This window comes from Halomonas sp. ALS9, assembly GCF_001651035.1.
GTDB lineage: Bacteria > Pseudomonadota > Gammaproteobacteria > Pseudomonadales > Halomonadaceae > Vreelandella.
Genome location: NZ_LXRG01000011.1, coordinates 23,391 through 36,008, shown reverse-complemented (window position 1 = coordinate 36,008; position 12,618 = coordinate 23,391). Strand labels below are relative to the sequence as shown.

The 12,618-nt window shown below is 53.7% G+C and carries 15 protein-coding genes; 9 read left to right on the top strand and 6 right to left on the bottom strand.

Annotation, left to right across the window (positions count from 1 at the left end):
- Positions 1 to 9: 9 nt before the first annotated feature.
- Positions 10 to 1,104, bottom strand: coding sequence for a type II toxin-antitoxin system HipA family toxin (locus tag A6R74_RS00220; protein WP_240488121.1), 1,095 nt, complete (start codon positions 1,102 to 1,104; stop codon positions 10 to 12).
- A gap of 146 nt (positions 1,105 to 1,250) precedes the next feature.
- A complete protein-coding gene (locus tag A6R74_RS00215; RefSeq protein ID WP_082906528.1) occupies positions 1,251 to 1,616 on the bottom strand; it encodes a helix-turn-helix domain-containing protein in 366 nt (121 codons plus the stop codon).
- A 309-nt stretch (positions 1,617 to 1,925) separates the two neighbouring features.
- Between A6R74_RS00215 and A6R74_RS00210 the strand changes: the two genes are divergently transcribed.
- Both A6R74_RS00210 and A6R74_RS00205 read left to right on the top strand, forming a co-directional pair.
- The gene (locus A6R74_RS00210; RefSeq protein ID WP_064232376.1) at positions 1,926 to 2,531 is read left to right on the top strand and encodes a hypothetical protein; all 606 of its coding nucleotides are present in this window, start codon (positions 1,926 to 1,928) and stop codon (positions 2,529 to 2,531) included.
- Between the two features lies 1 nt (position 2,532).
- Entirely contained in the window at positions 2,533 to 3,744 is a 1,212-nt protein-coding gene (locus A6R74_RS00205; protein WP_064232375.1) for a helix-turn-helix domain-containing protein, read from the top strand.
- Between the two features lie 216 nt (positions 3,745 to 3,960).
- On the opposite strand, the gene A6R74_RS23315 is transcribed toward A6R74_RS00205, so the two are convergent.
- Entirely contained in the window at positions 3,961 to 4,248 is a 288-nt protein-coding gene (locus tag A6R74_RS23315) for a DUF3800 domain-containing protein (RefSeq protein WP_121499335.1), read from the bottom strand.
- Between the two features lie 170 nt (positions 4,249 to 4,418).
- Positions 4,419 to 5,465, bottom strand: coding sequence for a PDDEXK nuclease domain-containing protein (locus A6R74_RS00200; protein WP_064232374.1), 1,047 nt, complete (start codon positions 5,463 to 5,465; stop codon positions 4,419 to 4,421).
- Between the two features lie 85 nt (positions 5,466 to 5,550).
- Here A6R74_RS00200 and A6R74_RS00195 point away from each other — a divergent pair, with 85 nt between their 5' ends.
- The 3 genes from A6R74_RS00195 to A6R74_RS00185 all read left to right on the top strand — a co-directional run bounded on the left by A6R74_RS00195 (position 5,551) and on the right by A6R74_RS00185 (position 8,221).
- Positions 5,551 to 6,126 carry a histidine phosphatase family protein gene (locus A6R74_RS00195; RefSeq protein ID WP_064232373.1) on the top strand — a complete coding sequence of 192 codons (576 nt, stop codon included), beginning with the start codon at positions 5,551 to 5,553 and terminating at the stop codon, positions 6,124 to 6,126.
- A 62-nt stretch (positions 6,127 to 6,188) separates the two neighbouring features.
- Entirely contained in the window at positions 6,189 to 7,229 is a 1,041-nt protein-coding gene (locus A6R74_RS00190) for a zinc-dependent alcohol dehydrogenase family protein (protein ID WP_064232372.1), read from the top strand.
- 113 nt (positions 7,230 to 7,342) lie between these two features.
- Complete coding sequence (locus A6R74_RS00185) at positions 7,343 to 8,221, top strand: pirin family protein (RefSeq protein WP_064232371.1); 879 nt, start codon at positions 7,343 to 7,345, stop codon at positions 8,219 to 8,221.
- A 38-nt stretch (positions 8,222 to 8,259) separates the two neighbouring features.
- Here the strand turns inward: A6R74_RS00185 and A6R74_RS00180 are convergent, their stop codons facing one another.
- Positions 8,260 to 8,871 (bottom strand): DNA-3-methyladenine glycosylase family protein, encoded by a 612-nt coding sequence (locus tag A6R74_RS00180; protein WP_064232370.1) that lies wholly within the window; start codon positions 8,869 to 8,871, stop codon positions 8,260 to 8,262.
- 280 nt (positions 8,872 to 9,151) lie between these two features.
- Here A6R74_RS00180 and A6R74_RS00175 point away from each other — a divergent pair, with 280 nt between their 5' ends.
- Positions 9,152 to 10,381, top strand: coding sequence for an MFS transporter (locus A6R74_RS00175; protein ID WP_064232369.1), 1,230 nt, complete (start codon positions 9,152 to 9,154; stop codon positions 10,379 to 10,381).
- 121 nt (positions 10,382 to 10,502) lie between these two features.
- Entirely contained in the window at positions 10,503 to 10,754 is a 252-nt protein-coding gene (locus A6R74_RS00170) for a hypothetical protein (RefSeq protein ID WP_064232368.1), read from the top strand.
- A gap of 28 nt (positions 10,755 to 10,782) precedes the next feature.
- Here A6R74_RS00170 and A6R74_RS00165 read toward each other — a convergent pair whose 3' ends face one another.
- Positions 10,783 to 11,478 (bottom strand): extensin-like domain-containing protein, encoded by a 696-nt coding sequence (locus tag A6R74_RS00165; RefSeq protein WP_064232367.1) that lies wholly within the window; start codon positions 11,476 to 11,478, stop codon positions 10,783 to 10,785.
- A 149-nt stretch (positions 11,479 to 11,627) separates the two neighbouring features.
- Between A6R74_RS00165 and gmk the strand changes: the two genes are divergently transcribed.
- Together gmk and rpoZ are read left to right on the top strand one after the other, a co-directional pair.
- The gene (gmk, locus tag A6R74_RS00160) at positions 11,628 to 12,260 is read left to right on the top strand and encodes a guanylate kinase (RefSeq protein WP_064232366.1); all 633 of its coding nucleotides are present in this window, start codon (positions 11,628 to 11,630) and stop codon (positions 12,258 to 12,260) included.
- Positions 12,261 to 12,354: 94 nt separating this feature from the next.
- On the top strand, positions 12,355 to 12,612 hold the full coding sequence (gene rpoZ, locus A6R74_RS00155) for a DNA-directed RNA polymerase subunit omega (RefSeq protein WP_007112267.1): 258 nt from the start codon (positions 12,355 to 12,357) through the stop codon (positions 12,610 to 12,612).
- Positions 12,613 to 12,618 lie beyond the last annotated feature (6 nt).

Genomic DNA, 12,618 nt, shown 5'->3' with positions numbered 1-12,618 from the left:
TATATAGATTTAAATAATCGCGGATGCAATTAGCTGCTGCTCTTGCCGATGGATACCTATTTCATTGGCATAGTGATGCCAACGGCGTGTTACTTTTTGGAGCTGATCAAGAATTAGCCGTGCCTCTCTTGGTGAGAGCTGAAAATAGGGTGAAACTTCCAGCGCTAACGCTAAATCCAGCGCATTGGAGTGCTCATCAATATTTAAATGCAGCCCTGCAGCCCCCAGCGAGATATTGATATCGTAGGCGGGCGACAGTCGCCAGCCGCTCTTATTTTCTGCCAACAAGAAACCATGGTTGCGCAGATGATCATCAGCATTTGAGACAAGTATATTGAATACCATTCTGCGCCAAAGTTGGTGCAGATCCTGCTCAGTATTGGCGCCTTGCTCGATAAGAAACTGGGCGAGCTCAAGATAGCTCGCGCCTGCATCGCCATCGTAATAACCCAGCTGAGTCATCGCTGAACTAAAGTGCCGACGTAAGCTACCAACACGGTCAAAGCGTTGGGTTAGAAAGGTGTGGTGGGAACTATTGAACCGCTGAAGTCGGCAAGGCGCCATTTCAACGCCCGCATCCACTGCCATGCGATAAAGCAAGTATTCCCATGCGGCTATATCGTAATCGTCATACCGGCTAGGAAATTTAGCTAGCCAACGGTCATCACCGTCCATGACACAGGCTTTTGGTCTCGCCCCACCTAACGATGAGCCGGGTGAAATCAGCATATACAACCACTTTAGATAGTCGGGGCTATCCAAATCAGGCTGTAGCTCTATCTGGCTAACCGCAAACTCCAATTCTCTCAGGCTGGATAATGGCGGAGCAGCTAACTGCTGGTTGTCATCGAGAAAAGGGCCGTCTTCTTGCAACTTAAAACGCAGCCCACCCATTCGAAACGTATCGTGTACACCCAAGAGATAGTCGGATTCGTTGAGTTTTACTAAACGCCTACCCTCTTGCCTAGCCACAACCGCTTCACGCCGCTGCATGAGCAGGCGACCCCATCTATCTGGGCAGGAATCAAGAAACACACGGAAGTTGCGCGCGTCATTATTGAACTGATCCCCCGCAAACAGCTGCAACTCAGGGTCAATCTGCACCGCAAGCGGAGAGTCGAGCCATGTCTTTGCGTAGGCGAAGCGTTAGACTTCGCTGCCCCGAACAAGGTCGACTTCTAGCCTTCCAACTAGCTCAGGTGGCTGCGTAGCAAGCCAATCAGCATAGACCCATATTGATTTACTCATGATCAACGCCTGCCTTCAGTGGAAGGGCGATAAACCACAGAGCTAGCGTTTTTCGACTTAATAGAGGCCTTGTGAGACGTTTTTAGTAGCTCGATATCTTGCAGTTTACGTCCAAACTCATCATCTAATGCTACCTTCGCTAAATCGCTAGCAAGGCCAAGTGACGATAACACCACTAGGTAATGGCCCATTGAGACGCTGGGCTCACCACGCAGAATATTGCGCAGCGTCGGCATAGAAAGCCCTGTGCGCTCTGATAGCTGGGTTTGAGTGATTTTACGGCGCTTCATGGCTAGCAAGATGTTCTCGCCCAGCGTTTTTAACACCTTGAGATCCTTAGGGAACACAACCGCTGAACGAGATGGCATAAAGCTATACCTTCATTAATACGTAAATTTTGAAATTATAGTTTCAATTTATTCAGTTGCCTAGGTGCCTTACGGCGGAATAGCGCAACTTACTTTTGTAACAACCGAAGATTTTTCGGTTCCGGCTCTGCCGAAAATATAGGGCTGCGTGGATAGCAGGAAAATATGGGTCTATAATCCGCTTTACCGGATCTCCATCCTGCCCAGGAGTCGCTCTTGAACTAAGCAGAACTTAATGGAGAAGAGCTGAACAAAGAAGAGCTGTGCCGCTTTATTTGCCAGGAACTACCTAGCCATCGCTTACAACAAATGCTCGAAAGCATAGAGGCGGCTTTTCAGAAGAGCGATAGCCACCTCAAAGAGACTTATAAGCATGTGCCGTTGGCTGGGCCAGGGCCGCAGTCCCATCATTTCACCGTGCAGGAAGCATTGCTGAGCCTGCCAAAAGATGAAAAATTCGAAGCGAGTAACCAAGCGACTAAGCCTGCGGGCGGCTATTACGCACTTATTCGTGCCGGTACCATGCAAATTACTACTAGCGTTATTACGATGGGTAGGACACCCCCTATTCGAGATGCTAAATTCCGGCGCGATCTTAGTAGGGAAAATGAAAGGCTGGAGAAACAACATCCTGATCTTTTTAGTGCTTCTGCATCACCTTTAGGATCTAGCCAAGACGCTCTCCATGCTTTATTGCTGCCACATACAAGTGATCACAGTAGCCCAATCGGCGTGACGATAGCAGTTCCCTACAGTGATCCTCGGGCAGGGTTTCATTTGTATATGGATGTAGGTCAATTGTGGCAGTACTACAGCGAAGCAGGTGACGAGGTAGTAGATATTGCCTATCCGACCCTGCGTGATAGGATGCGTCGCGCAGAGAAGCGAGATCAAAGCGAAGGTGGAAACGAGTGACATGAGAACAGGGGTGGATGGCTTTCAAGGCCAGCGGTTGAACCAACTGCGCATGGCTCAAAATTTGACCCTCGCGGAACTGGGAGAGCAAATAGGACGCTCTTCTAGTACGGTTTCGGCCTGGGAAAAAGGCACCCAGCTACCTGAGGTCGAGTCATTTGATCGCCTTTGCCACGTGTTTCACGTTTCGCGCATGTGGTTTTTGAAGCCTGGCCCTCCCGTTGTTCAGGAAAGCCAGCGACCTTATTTTTTCCGTTCTCAAGCCTCTGCTCACAAGCAGGCGCGTGAGAGATCACAGCTCTATTTGGCGTGGCTCCAAGAGATATCTGAGTTCTTCCAAGATGCGATGGAGTGGCCAGAAGTCAATGTGCCGATGCTGGATGCAGACGACTGCCGATTGATTAGTGATGAAGAAATAGAAGACATCGCCAGAGAGTGCCGAGAGGCTTGGAAGTTGGGTTCTGCCCCAATCCCAAACGTGATTCAAGTAATGGAAAATTCGGGGATTATCTGCACTCGCGCTACCCTGGGGCACGTCAAAATGGACGGTGTTTCCCATGTCTCCGTTTTGGATGGCCGCCCCTACGTGTTGCTCGCTGAAGACAAAGCGAATGCAATACGTAACCGCTTTGATGCCGCGCATGAGCTAGGGCACGTAGTGCTGCACTCCAAAATACCGGCGGCGCAATACGCAAAAAAAGAGCTATATGACCTGTTAGAAGGGCAAGCGCACCGCTTTGCCATCGCATTCCTAATGCCACCAGAAAGCTTTGCCCAAGAGGTGGTATGGCCAACGCTGGATAACCTGCTTTCGCTTAAGACGCGCTGGAAAGTCTCAGTGGCATCAATGATTGTGCGCTGCCGTGATTTGTCATTGCTGACGGAACAGTTAGAACTAAGGCTATGGAAAGGGCGTTCGGCACGTAAATGGACGAAAGGCGAGCCAGGCGATGATGCCTTGGCTTTCGAGCAACCCAAGCTGATGATGCGCGGTGCTCACCTTCTGGTAGATAACGGCATTTTTGAGCGTACTGAATTAGTTCACCAGATCGGCTTACCGCCAGAGACGATTGAGATGTTGTGTAATTTACGCTCAGGTTATCTAAGTGTTCAACCTGATGCTGGGGATAACGTGGTGCCTCTTAAGCTCAAACGTAATAGCGCCACGGCTGGCCGGGCGAGGCGGGCAGAGGTGCTGCCGTTTAAAAAATAGAGAAAGGTGATTGTACTCTATGGCTCAACTCTGTCGTTATAGAGCTAATCGAACGTGCACAGAATGAAATTCCGAATATTGAGTAATGACGGTAAAAATTGACTTTAGTGTATAGAGTATCCAAAATGTCCAGCATGTGGACTGGGAGTGCCCGGTCGGCGTCTAAACCTCGGTGAGTTTCATCGGGGTTTTTCGCTGTTTGGACGATACAAAATATCAAGGAAAGTGCTTCAGTCCCCATTGATCGTAGCCATCCCCTACCGCCTGTCGTCCGCCTTCGCAGTAAAATTTACTTCTCAATACATCGAATGCCTGATTCGGCTGCTCTGGATTAAGGACATGTCGTCCGATGGGCCGCGCTACTAAATCTGCTAACTGTAAACCTGCTGAGTTACTCGCTTTTGCTGCCATACGGATACTAAACGGTAAGTCACGCTGATATTTATTGTCACCATCACAAATACGGCGAAACTCCAGTTCCAGCTCCGGAACCTGCCTTGCCAAACGAGCGGTGGAACCAGATGGCCAATTCGCGCGCTAGTTTCAGGCCATCCATGGCTTCTTTGTGGTGGGTGCGAAACTGGTGAGGTGGCTTTGTCGCGAATGCTTTATTACCACCCATACTAATGAAATAGGGTGTGCTTAGCTAAGTCTACTTTTGGGTTGTGGCTCGGTCACTCAGCGCCCAGTGCTTGCTGCTGAAGCTGTTCAATTGCCTGAGTCCGCTCGCGCTCTAACTCACGTTTCAGTTCATCCTCAGAGGGCAAGTACGGTAAGTATTTTGCCGCAAACAGCTGTTTTTGCTCGGCCAGCACCGAATACTTCACTACGGCTTCGCTTTTTTCGCTGCACAGCACCAAGCCAATGGTTGGGTTATCGTCGCTGCCTTTGCGCTGTTCATCGTATAGGCGCACGTAGGTATCCATTTGACCAATATCCTGATGCCTGAGTTTGCCGAGCTTTAGATCCACCAGCAAAAAGCACTTCAGTTTGAAGTTGTAGAATACGAGGTCGATGTAGAAATCCTCGTCATCAAAACGGATGCGTTGTTGGCGCTCCACAAAGGCAAAGCCTTTGCCTAGCTCCAGTAAAAACTGCTGTAGGTTGCTGATAATCGCCTGCTCTAGCTGGCTTTCCTGGTAGGTTTTATCCTGCAGATTAAGAAAATCCAGAATGTAAGGGTCACGCAGGTAGTCTTTGGCGGTTTCAGCCAGCGGTTGGGTGTTGTCTTTTGCTTCCTGCTCAACCAGGGAATTATCCTGGCTGGTCAGCAGGCGCTCGTAGTAGAGGGTGCTTATTTGGCGTTCTAGAGCTCTGGCGCTCCAGCTTTGGTTGATAGCTTCTTGCAAATACCAGTCGCGAGCTTGGGGATTCTCCACTCGCAGGAGGGTGCGATAGTGCGTCCAGCTCAATTCGAGACGCACTGCGTCGCGAATTGGAAAGCTCTGGTAAAACTGGCGCATATTGCGCAAGTTGGTGACATCGAAGCCCTTTCCCAGCTGCTCAGTCAGCTGTTGCGAGAGCTGCTGTAGCTGCTGCTTACCATACTCTGCACGACGATTGCCTTGTTGTTCGTGTTCGACAATTAAACGGCCTATTTCCCAGTAGCTTTGTACCATGGCCGTATTCACGGCTTGGCGAACCTGCCCGCGGGCTTGCTCTATCTGTTGGGTAATCGCGCTAACAAGGCGACTAAAAGCGGTTGGGTTCTGCTCCGTCATAGGCTTACCCTCTGGCGTCATAGCGGAATGGCGGCTGGCTTAGGTTTAACAATATCAAATTTTGCCGATTTAAGGACACCTCTCCATGCCCACCTTACGCCACCTCACCTTAACCCTACTGCTCGGTGCGCTGGTTATGCTCCCCATCACCGCCCAGGCAAATGAAGCCACCTGGCAAGCGTTAAAAGAGGGCGGCTTGGTGATCTTAATGCGCCACTCCCTGGCCCCTGGTATTGGCGACCCGCCGGGTTTTGAGCTTTCGCAGTGCGAGACTCAGCGCAATCTCTCGGCTCAGGGGCGCGCCCAGGCACAAGCCACTGGTCGTGTGCTGCGTGAGCGGGCTATCCCCATTGCAGCGGTGTATTCATCTAGCTGGTGCCGGGCGATGGACACCGCCGAGCTAATGGATGTCGGTGAGGTAGCGCCAGCGCCGTGGTTAGACTCCTTCTTTCGCGGGCGTGGTGATCAGACGCAAATCACTCAAACCGCCCAGGAGCAGATCGCCGCGTGGCAGGGGTCGGGCAATTTGCTGCTGATCACTCATCAGGTAAATATCACCGCATTGGTGGGTAGCGGTGTGGGTTCGGGAGAAATGATTGTGGTGCGACCCACAGTTGATCCGTTTCAAGTAGTAGGGCGGTTAAACGTTAGCGGCAACTAATTCGCTTCTTATGCCCTGAGCAGTTATAAACGAAAAACAGCGATACAGTTTAGGAGACCTTGATGAAGGCCGTTGTTTTTGAGCAGTTTTCTGCCCCGCCGAGTATTCAGCAGTTGCCTGACCCAACACCTGAACCCCACGGCGTGGTGGTCAAAGTGATGGCGAATGGCGTTTGTCGCAGCGATTGGCATGGCTGGGTAGGGCACGATACCGATATCCAGCTCCCTCATGTGCCGGGCCATGAGTTGGCAGGCGTTGTGGAAGCCGTTGGTAAGGACGTAAAGCAGTGGCGCATTGGTGACCGCGTCACGGTGCCGTTCGTGGGTGGATGCGGCACTTGCTCAGAGTGCCACTCTGGCAATCATCAGGTGTGCGATAGCCAGTTCCAGCCCGGTTTTACCCACTGGGGCTCCTTTGCCGAGTATGTGGGTATTCACTACGCTGATGTGAATTTGGTCGCGCTGCCGGAGACGCTCGATTTTGCCACGGCAGCGAGTCTGGGGTGTCGGTTTGTCACTTCGTTTCGGGCGGTGGTCGACCAGGGGCAAACATCGGCTGGGCAATGGGTGGCCGTTCATGGCTGCGGGGGTGTGGGCCTATCCGCCGTAATGATTGCCAACGCTATCGGCGCTAACGTTGTCGCCATCGATATTTCGGAAGAGGCGCTTACGCTGGCCCGGCAGCTGGGCGCTACGGCCACCGTGAATGCCGCCAAGGTGGCCAATGTGGTTGAAGCGGTGACGGACATAACTCGGGGAGGCGCCCACGTATCGCTGGATGCGCTAGGGCACCCGACGACCTGCTTTAACTCCATCAGCAACCTGCGTAAACGGGGCAAGCATATTCAGGTGGGGCTGATGCTGGCCGAGAACAGCACGCCTGCCATACCCATGAGTAAGGTGATTGCCAACGAGCTGGAAATTCTGGGTAGCCATGGCATGCAGGCGCATCGTTATGGCGCCATGCTGGCGATGATTCACTCTGGAAAGCTGGCGCCTGAGCAGCTGATCGGCAAGCGGATCACTCTTGAGCAGTCGATTGATGCGCTGATGAACATGGATAAGTTTGAAGGAGCGGGGGTGACGGTGGTGACGGAATTCTAAACAGGAAATAGCGGCGGTACGTAACAATTTCCTGCAATGAAACGGGGCAAATTATTCGCTCCTCATCCACCGCTGCAGGTTTTACGCTGTACGGTATTGATAAGGAGTACGTTATGTCATCAGACACTACCCAATCCGTGCGCCGCGTCATCGCCCAGCACCCCGCCCAGCGCGATGATATTGGTGATTTGGTCACCCGGCGGCCACTGCCGGGGCCTAGTTTGGATCAGCTTGATCCGTTTCTGTTTTTGAACCACCACGGCCCGCAAACGTACCCCGCCAATAACCGTGGGCTGCCGTTTGGCCCGCATCCGCATCGCGGCTTTGAAACGGTGACGTTTATTCTGGAAGGCTCGCTTGCCCACGCGGACAGCGCCAGTCATCAAAGCGTCATCCACAAAGGGGGCGTGCAGTGGATGACTGCGGGCAGCGGCATTGTGCATGCGGAAATTTCGCCACCCGAGTTTTTACGCGACGGCGGCGCGCTGGAGATTCTTCAGCTGTGGGTCAATCTACCGGCGCGTTTGAAGATGAGCGAACCGCGCTATGTGGGACTGCAGCAGGCATCAATTCCTGCGATTGCCCTGCCGGGCGGCGGTGAACTCAATCTGATTGCTGGGCAGTGGCAGGAAAGCGTTGGCCCTATAGAAGAGACCTTAACCGGTGTCTTTATGTCGACCCTACGGCTGCCTGCGGGGGCGCACGAACAGTTACCCGTATTACCTGGGCGGCAGGTGTTTCTCTACGTGGTGGAGGGAAACGTTGAGGTAGGCGGCGAACCCGTTCAGCCTCACCATCTGATCGAGATAGACCGCGATGGCGAGCGCCTCGACATCGAAGCCAGCAGCGATGCACGTCTGCTGTTTGGCCACGGGGAAGTGATAGACGAACCTGTCTACTCCCATGGCCCCTTTGTGATGAACACCCGCGAAGAGATTGTTCAGGCGGTTGATGATTATCAGAGCGGCAAATTTGGCGGGCTCGACGGCTAAGATTATTTAAAGACAGGGGGATTGGGTAAATAGAGTCGCTATAACGGCTCGCCGCGGTAGTAGTGCCACAGAAACAGCGACCCCACGCTGCGCCAGGGCGTCCAGTGTTCGACTAGCTGGCGGGCTTGCTTCGGCGTGGGTTTGTCATCCATCCCTTTCAGGCGGCCTAGTGCCACTCGCAGGGCGAGGTCATCGGCGGGAAAAATATCTGAGCGGTTGAGCGAGAACATCAGATAGATCTCGGCGCTCCAGCGGCCAAAGCCGCGTAGCTCCGTAATCGCGGCAATCGCCTCGTCATCGCTTAGCTGTTCAAGCCCATCGGCGCTGAAGGTGCCTGCCAGCTCCGCTTCTGCCAGGCCCTTGGCGTATTCGATCTTGCGCCAGGAGAGTCCGGCATCGCGCAGCGCTTGGCCCTCTACCTCCATAACCGCTTTAGCATGCAGTTCAGGCAGCAGCGTATTGACGCGCGCCATAATCGCACGTGCGGCTTCGGTGGAAAGCTGCTGGCTAACGATGGTACTGAAAAACGTCGCAAAACCCTGGTCGCGCTGGCGTGGGGCCGGTGCTCCTACCAAGGGATAGGCGCGAGCGATATCCCGGTCACATTCAGCGAGGGCTTGCATGGCTTGCTCGATTGTTTCGGGCGTCATTATTGCCTCACGCGTCGAAGTTAAAGCTTCACACTAGCAAAATGAGGGTGAAAGCGTGAAACCTTGGCGTCTTTTTTCTCGACTACTTTCTCAGCTACTTTCTCAGCTACTTTCTCAGCTACTTTCTCAATTATTTTCTCAATTATTTTCTCAATTATTTTCTCAATTATCTTATTCGCTCGCTAACTTTTTTAAACGCAGTGTATTTCTACTTTCGTCTAATCCTGCGATCATTTGCGCCATCGTGATACCAACCGGGCGGTATCCCAAGGAGATAAGCATGCAGGATTCGACAACATCGTTATCTCAAGATCAGGCGTCGTCTCAAGGGCTGGCGCGCAATCCGCGCTTGGCTGAATTTGTGTTGGCGCTGGGTGGCTTTGGGATCGGCACCAGCGAGTTTGTCATTATGGGTTTGATGAACCGCGTGGCGGGTGATTTAGCGGTGACAGTGCCTCAAGTGGGCTATGCGATTAGCAGCTACGCCCTAGGTGTGGTGGTCGGCGCGCCGCTAATTTCGGCGCTGGCCGCGCGAGCACCAAGACGAATGCTATTGATTATTTTGATGCTGGTGTTTGCAGTAGGCAATATCGCCAGTGCCATGGCGCCAGGGTTCTGGTCATTCGTCGGCCTGCGTTTTCTGGCTGGCTTGCCCCACGGTGCTTATTTTGGCATCGCCGCGCTGGTAGCAGCGGGCGCAGTGCCGATAGATCAACGGGCGCGGGCTATCTCCCGGGTGATGATGGGTTTAACCGTGGCGATTTTGATCGGTGCGCCGCTGGGTACCTGGGCGGGTAACCTGCTGGGCTGGCAGATCGCCTTTGCGGGTGTCGGCGGCATTGCGCTGCTTACCGCCCTGTTGATTCGGCTTTACGTGCCGGTTCAGCCCGTCGATACCCTCGCAAGCCCTGTGCGTGAGCTTTCAGCGCTGCTTAAACAGCGGGTGTTGGTCACCTTGGCGCTTGCCTGCATCGGCTGCGGCGGTATGTTCGCCATTTTTAGCTATGTGATGCCGACATTGACCCAGCAAGCGGGTATGAGCGAAGCGCTGGGGCCATTGGTGTTGGTGATTTTCGGGCTGGGCTCGATTGCTGGCAATTTAATCGGCGGGCGTATGGCAGATAAAAACCTGATGCGCGCCATACCGGCTATTTTGCTCTGGTGTGGGGTGATCCAGGGGCTGTTTTACTTTGCCGCTAATAATGTCTGGACGGGGCTGCTGTTCGTTGGCCTCGTCGGCACCAGCATGGCCTTGGCGCCTTCGCTGCAAACCCGCTTGATGGATGTGGCCGAAGATGCCCAAACCATGGCAGCCTCCCTCAACCACGCGGCCTTTAACGGTGCTAATGCGTTAGGCGCATGGTTGGCGGGATTGGCAATTAGTGCAGGCTTTAGCTGGTCAAGCACGGGTCTAGTAGGCGCTTTTTTGGCGCTCTGCGGCTTGGTGATTTTTGCCGCTGGGCGCTGGCTGGAGAAGCGCACCTATGACGTCGTGGCCCAGCGTGCATAGCTTTGCCTGACGTTGCCTAGTTATTGACCAGTTACATAGTTATCGAACAGTGATAATTAATATGGCTAAAACGTTGAATCCTTTCTAATGTGTAAGAGCAGGAACCCATAAGGAGATGACCATGCACATTCAGGTATTGAATTCGACGCGTATTGTGACCCTTGGCGCGGTAATGGCGTTAACCATTGGCTTGGCAGGCTGCGGAACCTCCACCGGAGAGCGCGCCACTAGTGGCGCCGGTATCGGTGCCGCCGTTGGCGCGGGTGCCGCAGCCGTAACGGGTGGTAGCGTCGTCCAAGGTGCTGTTATCGGTGGTGGCGTTGGTGCTGCTACCGGTGCCGCCACGGACGAAGATGATATCAACCTCGAGTAAGTAGTGGCAGTAAGTAGTGGCTGATCCACTAGCGACATAGCCGAAACCCGCGCATGCCCATATGAAAGTGATCGGCATGCGCGGCGTTGTAGTCAGGCCCTAGCACGTTGCCAAAGGTATTGCAGGCGCCATCCCGTGCGGCGCGTAGAAACTCCCCCACATCACCTTCATCATCCCAGTGATTGATCAATGTGATGCGCTGGCCGTTGTCAAACTGAAAACCCACTACATCCAGCGCTTCGGCGGTGGCGTGTTCGCTGCGCCTGCCGGTTTCGCGGCCATACACGTTGCGGCAGGCAAAGCTACCCACATGGTTAACCTGGCTCACCCGGCTGCCCATAATCTCCTCGGCGGCAGGCTGTAACGCATGCCGCTCATACATGACCCAGGCCAGTGCCATGGGGCAGGAGGCCACAAAGCTCTGATTGAACGCGACGCCGCTTGACTGCATGCGCACGACATTGGAAAGCGGGCAGCTCGCTGTAGGGCTGTAATCGGCTAGCGGCGTGTAGCGTAATTCGCTTTCGGGAACAGTGTCTAGCGCGGCTAAGCAGCCTGGGCGGTCATCCGCCAAGCGGCTTAGCTTAAGCTGCGTGACCAGCGTGATGGGGTCATCAATATGCAGCGGTGCCCAAGGCGCCCAGTGGCGGGGAATGTCTATCAGGCCTTTTTGCAGCGCCACGCCCAGTGCAATGAGACCTAAAATTAATAGCGTACTGCGCATGCCTACCTCCCTGTATGTCACCACCAACGCTACAGTCGTCGCGCTGGGTGTGCGATACTGCGCAGCCTCGCTGCTCTGCTGCAGTCGCGCTAGTTGTTTTGCTACTTTATCCGCTACTTATTTTTCGCTAACTGAAGGGAAAGTACTTCATGTCCCAAGGTACGCTGTTTATCGTTTCCGCCCCGTCAGGTGCTGGTAAGACTAGCTTGGTGCGTGAGCTAATCGAAAGCCTGGATGGGATTCAAGTGTCGGTGTCGCACACTACGCGTGCCAAACGTGAGGGTGAGGTGGATGGTGTGAACTATCATTTCACCGATGTGGCAGAATTTGAAGCGATGATCGCGCGCGGTGAGTTCTTTGAGTATGCCAAAGTATTCGATAATTACTACGGCACCTCGCGCCAGGCGGTAGAGGTATTGCTGGCGGCAGGACAGGACGTGATTCTGGAAATCGACTGGCAGGGCGCTAACCAGGTGCGCGAGCAAATGCCGAACGCGGTATCGATTTTTATTCTACCGCCCTCGCGCAACGAGCTCGAGCGACGCCTTGCTAGCCGCGGCACCGATGAGCATGCAGTGATTGCTCGTCGCATGCGCGATGCCGTTAGTGAGATGTCCCATTACCACGAATATGATTACCTTGTTGTTAACGATGACTTCACCACGGCGCTGCAGGAGTTACAGTCATTGGTGATCAGTCGCCGTTTGAGTCGACCGGTAATGAGCGAGCGCCACGCGCCGCTGTTGGCTGCACTCTTGTCACAGGCGCCTACGGTCGAGTAATCTATCTGGTTCTACATCTTTTTTCGCTGGGTCGACGCCGTTTTTCAACTCTATAACGGCGTCGGCCCGGTTCCGTCATAACAGGAAGGCTCCCATGGCTCGCGTAACCGTTGAAGATTGTCTTGAAAATGTTGAAAACCGTTTCAAGCTGGTAATGATTTCCACCCAGCGTGCTCGCCAGCTAGCGCGTGGCTCTCGCGATGCCCTGCTACCTTGGGAAAACGATAAACCCACGGTGATGGCGCTGCGTGAAATTGCCGCAGGCCTGGTCGATCACACTGTACTCGACGAGCCCGTTGAAGCCGCTGTTCGTCCGCGCCCGGCTATGGCGCCTACTCATATCGACGACTAACGTTTT